We start from the raw sequence: 16,336 nt of genomic DNA, 5'->3' as shown, positions 1-16,336 counted from the left end.
CTTACCTCATTGCTGATCGAAAATAGTTGGGTTACCAGAACGACTGAAGGTGTAGATCAGGTCGACTGCCTGATTGGCCCCGGAAACCGCCTGTACATAAAGGTTGCGCCACAAAGTGTAGCGTAACGTTAGTTCTGCAATGGGTGAAAAAATTCCCACCCCGTAGCTTATCCGGATATCGTCAGTCAGTTGTCCACTCAATGCCACCTGGCTATCTTCACCGGAACCTGCCGTATCCAGCGTCAAATCGTCGATGCCAAAGGCCTCGCCAATAGAGCCAACCGCCCCGCCCGTGCGACCCAACGACATGCCAATCAGCGCGGTGGTTAAAGCGCTGTCGACACCACCGCCTGAAGCCTCCGGAGCTCGCCCTCTCAACACGTAAGAAAGCGCACGGCTCTCATTCATGGGGGGCTCGGAAAAAATGGCAATATTAGGCTGTTCAGCATTACCCGTTACACGAAGGCCGGCAATGACATCGTCTTGGGTCACATCCGGGTTGCGTATGGCCTCAAAGTCGAGAATGGGCAGCCCAGGTGGGCCACTGAACAGCAGTTGGCCGCGGCGAATGAGCAGGTCCTGGCCAAATGCCTGGAAGCGTCCGTCGATCAGGTTGACCTCGCCAAATAGCTGTAGCGAACCGCTATCCTGACGAACTTCTAATGTACCTCCCAGCCGAGATTCCAGCCCATAAGCTGAAATCATCATGTCGCGACCTAACGTCAGGGTAATTAACACATCCAGCTCCATGCCATCACTGGCCAGCTCATCCGCCGCACTGGGGCCGTCTTCTCCACGTTCTGCCTGGCGGCGTGCCTCCTGGGCCGCCTGCCTATCCTGGCGCTCGGTAATAATCACTTCATCGGGGCTGGGTGAGATGGCAGACGACGGCAGGTCTCCCACTTCTAGCCGTGCCCATGGCAGGTCAACATTGCCGCGGACTTGCAGTCGCTCGGGTGTGACCCGGATACGAATATCCGGGGCGGCTTCCAATCGCCCAAACTGCGGTAATACCACCAGTATGGGTGATTGGGTTGCGTTGAGGTCTACGCCCACTCGCCAGTCATCATCCGCTGGCCAGTTGGCATTCCCGTCAATATCAAGCTGGCCTCGCTCGGCTGCCAGGAACCCATCAATCGTCCCTTCTTCACCCTCAAACGTTATGTTCACCTCGCCATCTTGTACATCGACAGGAATATCGGGGCCATTTACCTGGATGCCAACCAGCGCAAGCTCGCCCTGCAAGTCCGGCTGAGTGGTGGTGCCAGAAATATCGATGCGGCCATTCAAATCCCCCGCAAGCTGCTCAAGGGATACCACCATGGGCCGATACGGAGCCAGTGATACGCCATTGGCTTCAAGCGAGCCGGACAGCTCCCCCGCGCCGAGTGGGTCCAAGACCGATAGCGCAAGTTCGACATCCCCCGCCTCTTCAAGCGATAGCAGCACCCTGCCATCCGCCTCGGCCTGTGTGGCGGATACCTGAGTATCCAATGAGATACGCGGCAGCTCAACGGGCTGGCCATAATCATTAACCGCCGTGACTGCCAGTTCGCCTAGCACCTCGACATCGGCTTGCCAACGCTGGCCTCCCTGGCTCCATTGGGCGGCCAGGTCCGCGGTTGTATCACCATCGACCTGCCATGCTTCGGGTAACCAGGGTTCCAGCGCTTCGATAGGAATATCACGCACGCTAAGCGCCGCTTGCCCCTGGTCAGGCGATGCGACCGTCGGTTGGTCAGCGCATACCCGGCCACCCTGCTCGCGAACCAGGCAAAACGGCGTCAAACGGGCCTCACTGCTGGCGAGATTGAAAACGATCTCAAGCGGATCTTCCAGTCGAATATCGCCTGCCTCGGTGTCAATTTCCAGCGGTGTCAGACGCGCCTGGTAGCGCTGAGCAGCCTGGTCGAACTGACCACTGAGGCTGATCAAGGCGCGTTCCAAGGCGCCGTTCGGCTGACCATCCACATTGATCTCCAGTTGATGCGATGACAGGCGTCCATCCAGCGTTAGATTCGCTGCAGCCAGCGACTGACCGCCGGCAACCAGATTCTCGAGTGCCAATGAAACATCCAGTTGTGGATCTTCCAGCCCTTCCACATTAGCGTTCAGGCGCAACTGTTCAATGCGGTTTTGGGCAAACCGCAGCACGTCGCCGTTGAGCGTCGCTTGAAGCTGGGGTTGCTCCAGGCTACCCCGAGCTTCAATGTCGCCGCGGATCGTACCAGCAAGATCAGGGGAAAGCGTTTGCAGCTCGCGCAGATCAATATCGGCGTCCACGGCAAGCGCGTCAGGCTGAACCGAACCGCTCGCCGACAAGCGATTCTCACCCTGACGAAAGCGCAAACGCTCAATGTTGGCCTGCAAGTCACTGTTGGCATCAAAGGCAGCATCAAGCTGCAGTGGGTAGTCACGCAGGTCACCGCTCAGGCTTAAATTCGGCACATCGACCAACCAACGTGTGTCTTGCTGACGAACGGTGAAAGCGAGTTCGCCGTCGATATCGCCTTCTAACTGGTCAATAAACAAGGCGGGATCAAATTGCTCGAGCCCAACCCGGGCATTAACCGTCAGCGGCGCCGTCCAGTCGACACGGCCTTCGCTTGTCAGTTGACTATCGCCTGCGACGAGCGTCAATGGCTGCCAGATGAAATGTGCCGTATCGCCTTTTCCGTTCACCGTGATGTCGGTTTCGGGCAATCCAGGGCCCTGAGCCTTCAAACCCAGCTGTAGTTGATAAGCGTCGAGGTTACCGCTGGCCTCCAGGTCCATATCATTGATGACAAACCCCTCACTTGAAGAGGCTTCTTGAGGATTTTCGTCAATCGCCGCATTGGCCGGCAGCGGCCATGTCAGCTCATCACTTTGCAGGTGCGCCTTAAAGGGGAGCACCGGGTCCAGGGTATTCACCTGACCTTCCAATGACGCGTTAATGGCCCCTTCCGCGTCAAACTGTGCCGTCAAATCGCTTAGATTTCCCGACAGATCAAGTGTGAATGCCTGACCCTTCAGTGCCGGTAACGGTTCCTCCAGAAACAGTGTGGTTTCAGCCCGTAATTCCAGCGGATAGTCGTCACGCAGTGCAACATTACCCGCCAGGTTAAACGTTGCATCGGCAGACGACACCGCGAAGTGTTCGATTACAATGTCATTACCCTGAGCTCCAACCCCGAGACTTAATCGTTCGACGAGATAGCTGAAGCGACCCGCCACCTCGATATCATTAACCGTCAGCGTGGCGAGGTGAATATCGACAGGCAGACGAACCTCGGGCAATTCGATGGGAGAGCGATCTGAGGCTACGGCCTCAGTGGTCGCGCCAGTCGTTTCTGCAGGTGGATTTTGTAACGCGATCGAGGCATCAATAGCCGCAGCGGTTAACCCTATTTCACCCTCTGCTGGCGCCAGGCGTGCCCCCACTGACGGCGGCAAATAAAGCCGTGGGTTTTCCCAGTGCGTCGGGGCAATATCAACCTGTCCGGCGCTTGCACTTAACGAGGTGCGAAAAGAGGTCCAAGCGAACCGGGTCCCATCAGGTAGTTGCAGGGCGACATCATCCAGCACCAGTTCCCTGAGCTCGACGGGAAAGGGAAAACGGAATGGAGACGTACCCTCTGAACCTGCCGCCTCTGCGGGGGCTTCTTCATCACCGCCGGCGCCAGACAGGCGAATATCAACGCCTTCCAGGCGTAGCGTATCCAGGCACAGCTTGCCGGACAGGACACAGTCATCCGCCCATGCAAGCTCAAGCTCGTCAATCCGAACCTCTGCGCCTGGGGCGTCGAGCCGGAAACCGCTAAGCCGGAACTCATCGAGTACACCGCCCACGTGTTCTTCGACGCTGAACCAGCCGCGATCCTGGCCCTGGGATAGCAATACGCCGGTTCCCCACGGTGACAGCGCGACCCCCAACAATAGCGCTATGGCGCCAAACAGCCATAGTGGGAATAGCAACACCAGCCGCAGCATACTCCAGCACAGTAACCACAGGCGGTAGCGAAGTGATAACGCTCGGCGACCAGTCGCAGGCGTTTGCTTAGCTTGAGACACATCGCTCTCCTAGAATTCGGGTCCAATCGAAAAGTGCAAACGCCAGTTATCGTCGGCGTCGTCAAAAGGATGCGCCACGTCCAAGCGAATAGGGCCAACCGGGGACACCCACCTAACTCCTAAGCCCGCGCTTTTTTTCAGATCAGCGGGGCCCCAGTTGTCAAAGGCATCCCCGGCATCGATAAAGGCGGCTCCCCACCATGCACCGGTCACGCGGCGCTGGTACTCGAGGCTGGAGGTAAGTTTTTGCTGGCCACCACGCAGTTTGCCTTCATCGTTACGGGGCGAGAGTCCTTCGTAGGAATAACCGCGTACGCTGCGATCGCCCCCGACAAAGAACCGCAGGGACGGGGGAATCTTATCGAAATTTTGGGTCTCGATGGCCCCGACACTGACGCGTGCCAAAAAGCGGTTATCATCGCCGTAGGTGCGAATCCATTCGGTGTCACCCGTTAGGCGTAAAAACTGGGCGTCCGATCCCCAGACCGGATCAGAGTACTCCACCGAAAACTGCTGGCGGTCCCCCCACAGAGGAAAGCGCTGTGGCCTGGTGCGCGTACGTGACCATTGAATGCCGGGGTAGAATAACCACACTTGATCGGCCTCCCCCCCTTGGTTGAAATCCTCATAGGTCGTTCGAAAGTACAGCGACTGTACCCAGTCATTGTCGAACTCCCAGCGCCGAGCGATTTCAACGGTACCTTCCAGCGAGTCGGTATCGCTGTCATCGACGTTGCGGACACCGTATTGCAGGCGATAGCTATCACGCAGCGGGTCTTCGAGGGGAACGTCGTAGACGCCGGTAAAGCGCTGCTCAGGCGCTGACAGGTAGAGATCGTGATCCAGGCTATGGCCATAGCGGTTGATCCATGGCTGGTCCCAGCCGAACCGTAACCGTGCGCCTACGTCAGTGGCGAAGCCTATGCCTGTTTCAAACTGGTGCCGATTGGCAGGCTCCACACTGACATCGATGGGCAGGGCTGTGTCGTCGGATTGTTGCGTGCTCAACGCGCTGGCAAGTGCGGCACTGGTAATCCTTGGCCGCTCAGGCTGCGATTCGGTTGCCGATACCCACCATGGGTCACCACCACCAGGTGGGGCGAGTGTCAGTTCTTGGGCAGTTTCCAGGCGTGGCTTGACGGATACTGAGCTAAACCATCCGGTCTCGGCAAGACGCTGGTTAAAACGCGCAAGGGATTCCGCCAAATAAGGTTCATTCACCTGGTACGTGCGCATCTGCTGCAGACGTTCGGGTTGAATGTGGCTCCCAGTGATCATCGTCTTGCCAAACCGGTAACGCGGGCCACTGTCAAAATCCATATACAGCCGGGCACTTTGCAAATAGGGGCGAACTTCCATTCGACGCTCAGTAAATCCCCAGTCGAAGTAGCCTCGTTCAATCGCCAAACCGGAAAACTCACCCCGCAGTCGATCCCAGGGCGCGTGGCGCAGGGTATCTCCCACTTTCAAGGGGAATCCCGCCAACGCCTCATTGAATGGCTCATCCTGAGCGGCGTCACCGAGTATGTTGATATCCAGTGTTTCGATGGTGACCTGGGGGCCTGGCTCAATGGTCAGGTGTGGATTACCCTCCGCTGGTAAGTCGATGGAAATATCGGGTTCATAATAACCGTAAACGCGCATCGCTTCCTGGGTGCGTTGGCGGATTTCACCCACCAGACGGCTTTCGGTGTACTCGTCTCCTTCGAGATTCTGCAGATAGGCGCGAATATTGCCCTCTACCTCATCTTCCACACCTTCAAGCGTCGCGCTCAGTGCCCATACGGCGGGTGCAGCCATCCCCAGCGGCAATGTTACCAAGTGTGCGATGACCGCTGCTGAAAGCCACTGCCGTTGTCTTCCCATACATTTTCCCTAACCTAATCATCGGCGTGCTGCCTTTCAGCAGGTCGTGTCAATTAACGCAACATTTCAAGTTGTGCACTGAATGCCAGTTGCGCTTGGCGAACCTGGCGTAAATCGTTTTCGAGTTCATCCAGTCGCTGTGACAATCGACTCTCTAGTGTTTCGTTGTCGCTCTTTGCACTCTCTAGCTCACTTAGCGATGCTTCAAAGCGTGACCATTTCTCTTGTCGCTCGGCGTCGCGGGCACTGAGGCGTTCGTCAATATCGTTCGCCAAAGCGGCCACTGACGTCTCCAACGCTTCCAACTCTTCGCGGCTTTGAGCCTCTACATGAGCGATTTCCTCGGTTAACGATCTACGCCCCGATGTCCCAGCTTCTTCCAACGCATCCAGCGACGTGTGTATGGCGGCAAGCTGGCTATCGCGAAGAGCCGCTCGCTCGCGCTGTTCCTCCAGTCGCTCAAGCAATGGATCAATGGTGTCACTGGCAACAGTGCTTTCATTTTCGGTAAGTACGTCGTAAAGCTCATTACGAGTATCCGTTAGCGCTATCGACAATTGTTCCTGCTCTTGGAACAAGGTACTCATCTGAGCTTGGACAAAGGTTAACGTATCTTGTACATCACTGTCACCCGAGTCTAGTCTAGCGTGCATGTTCGATACCTCACCACTGACCCGCTGCAACTCCTCCTGAAGCCGCTCGCGCTCGAGGTACAGACCAATCGCGGCCGCCACCAACAGGCCAATCAACAAAAACATGCACAGCCAAAGCGGCCATAGCGAAGGCCCCTTACGATGCTTGACATGCTGCGATGCAATACTCTGATCGGCATCCGGTACAATGCGCGAAGATGGGGCTCTATCGGACATGCAGTTTCCTCACAACGACGTTGGATCGGCGCGCCGACCTATTCCTCGATACTGTAACCCACAGCTGGCCACAAATTCAGGATCATAAATATTTCGGCCGTCCAGTATCAGCTTATCGCCAAGCTGTGAAGCCAAGTATTTCCAGTCTGGATTCCAGTAGATTTTCCATTCTGTTACCAACATTAACGCATCGGCATCTTCACAGGCATCGTACGGGTTATCGACAAAGGTAACCAAATCATTCCTTGGGCCAACGGCCGCCATTAATGCAGGCGTGGCCGCAGGGTCGTGAAGCTTGACGTGAACCCCTTGCGCCCAGAGGGCGTTCAATAACGTCAGTACCGGCGCATGATCAATACGTGCTGTGCCTGGCTTAAAAGCGGCTCCCCAGATGGCAATCGTCTTCCCTTCAAGCGCGCCGCCGTAGTAGGACCATAGCTTTCTGAATAATGTCTCTTTCTTCTGTTCATTGATATCGAGCACGTGTTCAAGCAAGGCAGACTGTCGCCCGCTGGCGACCTGCACGTCGGCAAGCCTCATCAAATCCCGCGAGAAGCTTGGCCCGCCAAACCCACAGCCTGGATAAAGGTATTCATACCCGATACGTGAATCGGCCCCCATTCCCTGCCTTACATGCTCGACATCAACGCCCAGGGTATCTGCCAGCCCCGCAATTTCATTCATGTAGCTGATGCGCGTGGCCAACATGCCGTTAATGGCAAGCTTGGTTAACTCAGCGGCACGCGTGGGCATCACCTGAAAAGCATCACGGCGTCGATTGAAGGCTCTCAGTAACTCTCTTAGCTTTTGCTCGGCCAGTTGATCATCACAACCCAATAGCCAACGGCCAGGGCGTGTAAACGACGCCCAGGCTCGCCCTTCTTCCAGCGTATCTGGCAAGGCAACGCCCAGAGCGCACTCCCCTGTCAGGCGCTGTAACCGTTCGGTATCACCGACCGGGAAGGTCGAGTTATTGACCAGTATGCTATCGGTCTGCCATCTCAGCGCGGGGTGCTGCAGCAAAGCGGCTGCCGACTCGCGCTGTGATGGTGAGAGTGCTAACCACAGCACATCGACAGCCAGATGCGTTTCCGGCTGGGCGATAACCGTTAAAGCGCCACTCTCCAGAGCTTGCTGTATCTGCTCAACGAGTTGTGGTTCGCGGCGTAGCCAATCCTCGTTGAGGAGCGTCGACCACGGTGTATCTCCATGAGGAAGCCATGCCACCACATGGCCCACAGAGGACAAGGCCGCCGCCGCGGTTGCGGTGCTTAATTCACTACCGTACAGGAGCACCCGCATCGATTAGGCTCCCTGATGGTAGCGCGCGAGCAATGCTTTAAACTCATCCCCCAAGTCAGGGTGCCTGCGTGCATAGGCCAGCGTTGCCTCCAGGTATCCCAGTGGTTGTCCGCAATCGTACGTCGTCCCTTGCATACGATAGGCCTGAACGCCCTGCTGCTCACGAAGCGTTTCAATGGCATCGGTGAGCTGAATTTCCCCACCAGCGCCGGGTGGCGTCTTGGCAAGAATAGGAAAAATCGCGGCGGGCAAGGCATAGCGGCCGATGACCGCCAGATTCGAGGGAGCCTGGTCACGCGCCGGCTTCTCAACCATGCCAACCAGGTCGGCAGAGCTGGCGGGAGCCGGCACATCACCTGCGGGGGCAACAATGCCGTATTTTTCCACAAGCTCCCACTTGACTTCCTCGACCATCAGTTGAGCGGTGCCCTGCTGGTCGTAAGCCTCGAGCATTCCTTGCAGATCGCTGCGCGGGGTGTCGCTGTTGTCCACCAACACATCCGGCAATAGCACGGCAAAGGGTTCATCGTCGCCAATAACTGGCTGTGCGCAAAGTATGGCATGTCCCAGTCCCAAGGGCTCACCCTGGCGTATACTGATGATATTGACGTCATCAGGCACCATTTCCCTGAGCGAGGCCAACAGATCATGCTTCCCCTTTGCTTGCAGGCTCGCCTCTAATTCAGCATGGGTGTCGAAATGGTTTTCGATGGCGCCCTTATTACTGCTGGTGACAAACACGATATCGCGAATACCTGCGGCAATTGCCTCCTCGACCACGTATTGAATGACTGGCCGATCCACAATGGTGATCATTTCCTTGGGAATGGCTTTGGAAGCGGGCAGGCAGCGGGTACCGAATCCCGCAACAGGCAATACAGCCTTACGAATCATAAGAGGTCCTTTTCATGCGTTCCGGCTCAGGAGTGGTTAGAATGCCTATCATACTGAACGCGCGTTGGGTTTCCAGTTCGCCGTTACACTGCAAGTATCAGGCCACGGTCTTTCCCATGCTTGCTCAATGTTGATGGAGTCAAAACATGTCAGCGACACCAAAGGATAGCATTGCTCACCAATACCAAGGCAATGTTGATAACGCCGAAGTGGCGAAATTTGAAGCACTTGCCAGTCGCTGGTGGGACCCGCAGAGTGAATTTAAACCCCTGCACGATATAAATCCCTTACGACTCGACTTTATCGATGCCAGGGCAGGATTAGCGGGCAAGAAAGTGCTGGATGTTGGCTGCGGCGGCGGTATTTTAAGTGAAGCCATGGCCCGCCGTGGTGCAAAGGTGACCGGTATTGACCTGGGTGAAGCACCCTTGGGCGTTGCCCGCCTGCATGCTGAAGAGCAAGGCGTGACGATTGATTACCGCAACATCAGTGTGGAAGCACTGGCGGATGAACAGCCAGGCCAGTATGACGTCGTCACCTGCATGGAAATGTTGGAGCATGTTCCTGACCCGGCGTCGGTCGTGCATGCTTGTGCGGCCTTGGTGAGACAGGGTGGCTATGTGTTTTTCTCTACCCTTAACCGCACGCCGAAATCCTACGCCTTTGCCATTCTCGGTGCCGAGTACGTGCTGAAGCTACTGCCTCGGGGAACGCACGACTATGCGAAATTCATCCGCCCCTCGGAAATGGCGAGTTGGAATCGGCATAGCGGTCTGGAAGTGCGCGAACAGATCGGGCTGACCTACAACCCCCTGACCCGACGCTATCGGTTGACCGAAAACGATGTCTCGGTCAATTACATGATGTATTGCCGTAAGGTGCAGGCATAATGCCTGTCTGCTCATCGCCCCGTGCCGTGCTGTTTGACCTTGACGGCACCCTGGTGGATACCGCGCCGGACTTAGCTGTCGCCACCAATGCATTGCGTCAACACCACGGTTTGACACCGCTACCGTTCGCCACAATTCGCACCCAGGTGTCAAATGGCGGTAACGCCTTGGTGAGCCTGGCGCTGGGCAGTGATCTTGGCGTTACTCATCAGGCAGAGGCTCGTCAGTTTCTGCTGGACGCCTATGAAGCCTCGGTTGCGGTTCACAGCCGGGTATTTTCACCTCTGGATCAATGGCTCGCTGAATGGCAATGCCAGGAACGCCCCTGGGGGATTGTCACTAACAAACCCCGTCGCTATACCACGCCGTTGCTCGAGGCCTTGTCGCTGACGCCGGGTGCCCTGCTTTGCGCGGATGATCTGACCGTCAAAAAACCCGATCCCACTCCGCTGATCGAGGCCGCTCGGCGATTAGGTGTCAAACCACAGCATTGCTGGTATGTCGGCGATCATCTCAGAGATATGCAAGCCGCCAGAGCAGCCGGCATGACGGCGGTGGCGGTTGGCTACGGGTATATTGCGGAAGGCGATGATTATCGTCTGTGGCCAGCACACTACTGGTATCAGCAGTGTACTGAGCTGGTCGATGCGCTGCCTGATATCGCTTGAACAACCCTCAAAGGTCAAGTCTGCTTGGGGGGTTGGGCATCGATTTTCTGACCATGGGTGCCTGCGCTATCGGGTCCCATCAACCACAGGTACGTGGGCATAATGTCATCGGGGGTACGCAAGTTGGCGGGGTCTTCACCAGGATAAGCATTACGCCGCATTTGCGTCCGGGTAGCGCCTGGATTAAGGGTGTTAATGCGCAGGTGGGGCTCACTATCCAATTCGTCGGCCAGTACCTCCACGAACCCTTCGGTGGCAAATTTGGATACGGCGTAGGCCCCCCAGTAGGCACGGCCTTTGCGGCCGACACTGGAAGAGGTAAAGATGACCGAGGCATCGTGGGAGCGTTGCAACAACGGCAATAGCGCCTGGGTCATCCAGATGGGGCCATTGATATTGACCTGCATGACCTGCTCCCAGAGTGCGGCATCGTACTGCGCAAAAGGGGTAATACGACCCAGTAGACCGGCATTGTGCAGCAGACCGTCCAGGCAGCCGAACTCTTTTTCGAGGGTGTCGGCCATGTCGTGAAAATCCTTGAGCGTGGCGCCCTCAAAATTGAGCGGAAAAATGGCCGGTTGAGGGCCTCCGTCCGCCTCGATTTCATCGTACACACGCTCTAACTTGGCAATGGTGCGGCCAAGCAGGATCACGGTCGCACCATGGCGGGCGTAACTTAGCGCCGCCGCACGCCCTATGCCGTCACCTGCGCCAGTGACCAACACGACACGGTCACGGAGCAAATCGGGCGCTGGCTGATAATCAATTTTACATGTCATCGCAGACCCTCCTGGCGGCTTTTGCCATCAACTGCCCTGGCGAAGAAAATCATCGGCCAGCCCCGCCGCACTGCTTTGTGGATAATCATCCTGCACTTTTTCGAGGAACGCACGACTTTCTTCCGCTTCGCCCTGCCGGGCCTTGACCAAGCCAAGCTTGTACAACGCATCCGGCACCTTGCTGCTACCATCATAGTTGTCAATCACGCGGGTGAACGCTTGCTCGGCGGCATCCAGTTCGCCTTCCGCGGCATACAGCTCACCCAGCCAGTAATGGCCGTTGGCGGTCAAGCTGGTATCGGGATAGGCTTCCACAAAGGCTTCAAAGGCGGCGATGGCTTCGTCGAAACGGCGCGCCTGTACATGTGCGAAGGCGTCCTGATACGTCTGCCGCGCATCCTCACTCACATCGCTTGGTGAGGGAGTATTGGCAACTTCCTCGGCGGCGTCAGGCTCCACCTCGGGTGTCGATTCCTCGATTTGACTCTGCCCAATGCTCATCAGGCGGTCTTCAATATCAAGGTATTGCTGCTGTGATTGGCGGCGAAGTTGCTCCAATTGGTGACGCAGCTCTTCAATTTCACCACGCAGACGCTGAATTTCCTGCTGGTGCTCCTGCACCGTGTTGAATAAGACGAGGCTTCCATTGGAGCCTCCGCCCTGGGTCTGGGCTTGTTCATAAAACCCGCCGCCTGAACCTGAAAGGTCTTCGACAACGGGCTGTTGGGCAACACTGGCAAGGGGCAATACGGATAACGGGAGCACTAAGGCTCCCGCACCGCACAGCCTCTCAATGTAACGCTTGAGACTGTGATTCATGATGACTCCAAAATGACGAATCCTAATGCGTGTTGATTATCACGCGGGTCATCAATAATTGAACACAACGCGACGGTTTTGTGAATATGCAGCCTCGCTGCTACCACGTTCAGCCGGACGCTCTTCCCCATAGCTCACCACGCTCATTTGCGAGGATGAAACGCCTTGAATGTTCAGAAAGCGCTCGACGGCGTTGGCACGGCGTTCACCGAGGGCCATGTTGTATTCACGGGTACCGCGTTCATCGGTATGCCCGTGCAAGACGACGTTGACATCCGGGTTTGAACGCAGATAGCGCGCGTGGGCCATCACGACAGATTCGTATTCGCTTTTAATCGTGTCGCGATCGTAGTCAAAATAGATGGTTTTGACATCCGGAATACGCGAGTCGGCCTGTTGACTGCGATCAGCGCCTGATGTGGCGCTGCCATACTGACCGCTCGTTCCGGTGCCCGAGGTGCTGCTGGCGCTTCCATCACGGCCATCCTGGCTGCCGTATGAATCACCGTCTTGAGTGCCGCCGGTGCTTGAACAGCCTGCGATAACGGCGATAGAAAGCGCGACTGCCAATGAGCGAGCCAACGGTTTAAGTTGCATAATCAGACTCCTTGCCTGAAAACATGAATGGATTTCAGTTGTTTAAAAACGGTGACCATGCGGGGTCACGCACATCACCTTGGGCAGCGGGCAACCTGAATGACGAACGGCCATCGGCAGAAACGGCACTCAGCACCCCGTTGTTACCCTGTTGGGTAGCGAAGATTACCATGGTCCCGTTCGGTGCAACACTGGGTGATTCATCACTAGTGGAATCACTCAACGTGACCAGGCGACCACTGTCGATTTCCTGACGTGCGACTTGAAAACCACGGTCAGAACGGTGGATCAAAAACAGGTTTTCGCCATCCGGCGAGAAACGCGCCCGAGCGTTATAATTACCCGTGAAAGTCATACGCTCCGTTTCACCGCTACCGAGCGTATGCTGATAAATTTGCGGCCCACCGCTACGGTCGGACGTGAACACCAGACGGCGACCATCCGGCGACCATGCAGGTTCGGTATCGATACTGTTGCTATCCGTAACGCGAGTGAGCGAACGGTCGGCGATTTCCATGACATAAATATCGGGCTGACCGTCTTTTGACAAGGACATGGCCAACCGGCGGCCATTTGGCGACCAGGCAGGTGCACCGTTAATCCCCTCAAACGATGTAATCCGCGCACGATTACCGCTACTCACTTCCTGAATATAGATCTCCGGGCGTCCACTCTCGAAAGATACATAAGCAAGCTTGCCACCGTCCGGTGACCAGGCAGGGGACAGGATGGGCTGGTCGGACGTCAAAATCTGCTGGCTATTGCGCCCGTCTGCATCGGCTACGTACAGGCCATAGTCGGTGTTATCGCCAACCCCTTGCGCGGTGACATACGCAATTCGCGTCGAGAAAGCACCGCGAATGTCAGTAATCTCCTCAAAAATCTGGTCGCTGATATAGTGCGCGGCACCACGCAGATCATTTTCACTGGCCGTCACGGTTTCGCTCATCATGCGCCGCTGGCCGCTGATGTCCATCAGATCATATTGGATTCGATAGCCAGTGTCTGTCCGTTCGGTTCTGCCAACGACCAGATAACGAACATCCAATGACCGCCAGGTGCTGTATTGAACATCCTCTGCCTCGTTGGGTTGCTCAAACATCGAACCGCGATCCAGGGGATCAAAAAAACCGCTGCGATCAAGATTGTCATGAATGATTTGTGCCACGTCTTCGGGCATACCCTCTGGACCCTCGAACGGCACCACGCCTATGGGTAGCGCCTGATCACTGCCGCGGGTAATTTCGATGGTTAAATTGGCGCTAGCAACTGTGCTCATTGCCAGCAACAGACAGAATAGCCATACCTTGCTTATGGTGTGCATCAGCGAACATCCCCCGGGGTAAATCGCAGATTGAATTGACGTAAATTGCGCTGCTGTCCAGCCGGCAGCTCACGCAGCTCAACGAACGGTGCTGCATGTTCGATTGCCTGCATCGCCGATCGATCAAAGTTGCCATCGCCGCTTGACGATACCACCGACGTGGTCAGCACTTCGCCTGACGGCCCTAACCTGACTTCAAGCGTAGCACTCATCGAGTCGCTTGCGTCTGACGGAATTATCCATGCCTGCTCGACGGCGCGCTTAACAATCGTCAGGAAGCTATTGGCGGCTTGCTCGGCTTGTTGTGCTGCAGCAGCGGCCTGGGCTTCACCTTCCAACTGTCGCTGCATTGCGGCTTCTGCCTCTTCCTGAAGGCGCTGTTCTTCGGCTTCGCGTTGACGCTCGGCCGCGGCTTCTGCCTCTTCCTGACGGCGTTGCTCTTCCGCTTCGCGTTGACGCTCGGCCTCGGCTTCTGCCTCTTCCTGGCGGCGTTGCTCTTCGGCTTCCCGCTGACGCTGGGCCTCGGCTTCTGCCTCTTCCTGGCGGCGCTGTTCTTCGGCTTCCCGCTGGCGCTGAGCCTCGGCTTCTGCCTCTTCCTGGCGGCGCTGCTCTTCGGCGGCCTCCTGACGGCGTTGCTCTTCAGCTTCCCGCTGACGCTCGGCCTCGGCTTCTGCCGCTTCCTGGCGGCGCTGCTCTTCAGCTTCCCTTTCACGTTCGGCTTCAGCTTCGGCTGCCTCCTGGAGGCGTTGGGCTTGCGCTTCTGCTTCTGCCCTGGCAGCTTCCAGGGCTTCTTCGGCAGCAGCAGCTTCAACCGCTTCCTGTGCAGCCTGTTCGGCAGCAGCCTGCTCTTCGGCGGCTGATGTATCGGGTTCTTCTATTGTCTCCTCAGCTTCCTCAGCCCCCTCCATGGCAGCTGACTCATCATTGGCCTGCTGGGCCCGGTTCGTGAACGCCTCTGTGCTGATCAGGGTTGCCTGTACAATAGAAGAGGAATCTGGCTCGGCGTCACTATCTGGCCATTCAACCAACGAGAACAACACGATCAGCAGGTGCACGGCAATCGCAAACACCGCTGGCCAAAGGTAGCCAATATCTTGAGGATCACGAGGTTTTTTTACAGCCATGCCCTGTGCGTCCTTACTCATTCTGTGGTGGCTCAGAAATGAGCCCCACATTGGCCACGCCCGAGCGCTGCAGATTACTCATCAACACGACCACTTCACCATAAGCCACATTCTGGTCGCCACGAACCATCACCGGCGTGTCAGGCTGCTGCTCTATAATAGCGCTAACCCGGCGAGTGATATCATCAGCAGAGACCTGGGTCGAATCGTCTCCGAGGCTAAGGTAGTACTGTCCTTCGCGATCGATGGAAATAATGATCGGGTCGTTGTCTTCCTGACTTTCTATTGGCTCTGAACTGACCTGGGGCAATTCAACGTCCACTCCCTGATTCAACATCGGAGCGGTAATCATGAAAATGACCAGCAACACCAGCATGACATCGATAAAGGGGACAACGTTGATTTCACCCATAGGCTTACGCTGTCCGCCGCGTTTAAACGGTCCTTGCATGGGGCAACTCCCTTAGCTTGACGCGCTGTCGCGCCCTTGCAGATTGCGGTGCAAGATAGCGTGGAACTCTTCAGCGAAATCCTCGTACTTGCCCAACAAGCGACTGGCGTTGTTGGAAAGCCGGTTGTAGAAAATCACGGCAGGTATCGCGGCGAAAAGGCCCATTGCCGTGGCAATCAATGCCTCTGCGATCCAGGGGGCGACCGTTGCCAATGTGGCTTGCTGGGTCATGGAGAGCGATTGGAAGGACCCCATGATGCCCCACACAGTGCCAAACAGGCCTATATAGGGGCTGGCAGAAGCCACTGTCGCGAGAAAGACAAGATGCTGGGTCAGGCGGTCTTCCTCACGTGACCATGCGACGCGCATGCTGCGCTGAACACCTTCCAGAACCGTTGTGGTATTACGGGTCTTGGGCATCAGGCGATTGAATTCACGAAAGCCTGCCTGAAAGATGTGTTCAGCCCCGTGGCGGGGATCATCAGCAGGGATTTCACGGTAAAGCTCATTCAAATCAACGCCTGACCAGAACGTTTCTTCAAACTGGGTATATTCTTTTTGCGCACGGCGCAGGGCAATGCCGCGTTGAAAAATCACCACCCATGAAAGAATGGACCCCACTGTTAATAGCAACATGACCAGCTGAACAACGACGCTGGCATTCATAATCAGGTGTGGAATAGACATGGCATTATCGTTC

The 16,336-nt window shown here is 56.4% G+C and carries 14 protein-coding genes; 2 read left to right on the top strand and 12 right to left on the bottom strand.

The features are described 5' to 3' along the window. Window positions 1–6: 6 nt before the first annotated feature. From tamB to galU, 5 genes are read right to left on the bottom strand one after another with little or no spacing between them, the layout of a single operon-like run. Window positions 7–4,053 carry an autotransporter assembly complex protein TamB gene (gene tamB, locus R3F64_RS02935; RefSeq protein WP_332609660.1) on the bottom strand — a complete coding sequence of 1,349 codons (4,047 nt, stop codon included), beginning with the start codon at window positions 4,051–4,053 and terminating at the stop codon, window positions 7–9. Window positions 4,054–4,062: 9 nt separating this feature from the next. Next, entirely contained in the window at window positions 4,063–5,919 is a 1,857-nt protein-coding gene (gene tamA, locus R3F64_RS02930) for an autotransporter assembly complex protein TamA (RefSeq protein WP_309781380.1), read from the bottom strand. A gap of 53 nt (window positions 5,920–5,972) precedes the next feature. Beyond that, window positions 5,973–6,788, bottom strand: a complete 816-nt coding sequence (locus R3F64_RS02925; protein WP_309781379.1) for a hypothetical protein — start codon at window positions 6,786–6,788, stop codon at window positions 5,973–5,975. Between the two features lie 9 nt (window positions 6,789–6,797). Then, the gene (locus tag R3F64_RS02920) at window positions 6,798–8,090 is read right to left on the bottom strand and encodes a nucleotide sugar dehydrogenase (protein ID WP_332609655.1); all 1,293 of its coding nucleotides are present in this window, start codon (window positions 8,088–8,090) and stop codon (window positions 6,798–6,800) included. Window positions 8,091–8,093: 3 nt separating this feature from the next. Next, window positions 8,094–8,984 (bottom strand): UTP--glucose-1-phosphate uridylyltransferase GalU, encoded by an 891-nt coding sequence (gene galU, locus R3F64_RS02915; RefSeq protein WP_332609653.1) that lies wholly within the window; start codon window positions 8,982–8,984, stop codon window positions 8,094–8,096. Window positions 8,985–9,130: 146 nt separating this feature from the next. Between galU and ubiG the strand changes: the two genes are divergently transcribed. Together ubiG and R3F64_RS02905 are read left to right on the top strand one after the other, a co-directional pair. Then, the gene (ubiG, locus tag R3F64_RS02910) at window positions 9,131–9,874 is read left to right on the top strand and encodes a bifunctional 2-polyprenyl-6-hydroxyphenol methylase/3-demethylubiquinol 3-O-methyltransferase UbiG (protein WP_085918551.1); all 744 of its coding nucleotides are present in this window, start codon (window positions 9,131–9,133) and stop codon (window positions 9,872–9,874) included. Further along, window positions 9,874–10,542, top strand: a complete 669-nt coding sequence (locus R3F64_RS02905; RefSeq protein ID WP_332609650.1) for an HAD-IA family hydrolase — start codon at window positions 9,874–9,876, stop codon at window positions 10,540–10,542. The genes ubiG and R3F64_RS02905 overlap by 1 nt, the downstream gene beginning before the upstream one ends. Window positions 10,543–10,556: 14 nt before the next feature. Here R3F64_RS02905 and R3F64_RS02900 read toward each other — a convergent pair whose 3' ends face one another. Genes R3F64_RS02900 through tolQ form a run of 7 tightly spaced genes read right to left on the bottom strand, consistent with a single transcriptional unit; the run spans window position 10,557 to window position 16,323 of the window. After that, window positions 10,557–11,321, bottom strand: a complete 765-nt coding sequence (locus R3F64_RS02900; protein ID WP_085918549.1) for a YciK family oxidoreductase — start codon at window positions 11,319–11,321, stop codon at window positions 10,557–10,559. A gap of 27 nt (window positions 11,322–11,348) precedes the next feature. Continuing rightward, the gene (gene ybgF / locus R3F64_RS02895; protein ID WP_085918548.1) at window positions 11,349–12,140 is read right to left on the bottom strand and encodes a tol-pal system protein YbgF; all 792 of its coding nucleotides are present in this window, start codon (window positions 12,138–12,140) and stop codon (window positions 11,349–11,351) included. A gap of 51 nt (window positions 12,141–12,191) precedes the next feature. Further along, a complete protein-coding gene (pal, locus tag R3F64_RS02890) occupies window positions 12,192–12,737 on the bottom strand; it encodes a peptidoglycan-associated lipoprotein Pal (protein ID WP_085918547.1) in 546 nt (181 codons plus the stop codon). Window positions 12,738–12,771: 34 nt separating this feature from the next. Beyond that, window positions 12,772–14,061: a Tol-Pal system beta propeller repeat protein TolB gene (gene tolB, locus R3F64_RS02885; protein ID WP_085918546.1), complete on the bottom strand. Its 1,290-nt coding sequence runs from the start codon at window positions 14,059–14,061 to the stop codon at window positions 12,772–12,774. After that, entirely contained in the window at window positions 14,061–15,185 is a 1,125-nt protein-coding gene (tolA, locus tag R3F64_RS02880; protein WP_332609647.1) for a cell envelope integrity protein TolA, read from the bottom strand. The genes tolB and tolA overlap by 1 nt, the downstream gene beginning before the upstream one ends. Window positions 15,186–15,198: 13 nt before the next feature. After that, window positions 15,199–15,636: a protein TolR gene (tolR, locus tag R3F64_RS02875; RefSeq protein ID WP_085918544.1), complete on the bottom strand. Its 438-nt coding sequence runs from the start codon at window positions 15,634–15,636 to the stop codon at window positions 15,199–15,201. Between the two features lie 12 nt (window positions 15,637–15,648). After that, window positions 15,649–16,323: a protein TolQ gene (gene tolQ, locus R3F64_RS02870; RefSeq protein WP_233337408.1), complete on the bottom strand. Its 675-nt coding sequence runs from the start codon at window positions 16,321–16,323 to the stop codon at window positions 15,649–15,651. Window positions 16,324–16,336: the final 13 nt, after the last annotated feature.

The organism is Halomonas sp. 5021 (genome assembly GCF_036663435.1).
Taxonomy (GTDB): Bacteria; Pseudomonadota; Gammaproteobacteria; order Pseudomonadales; family Halomonadaceae; genus Vreelandella; species Vreelandella janggokensis.
This window is presented reverse-complemented; position numbering and strand designations above follow the sequence as displayed.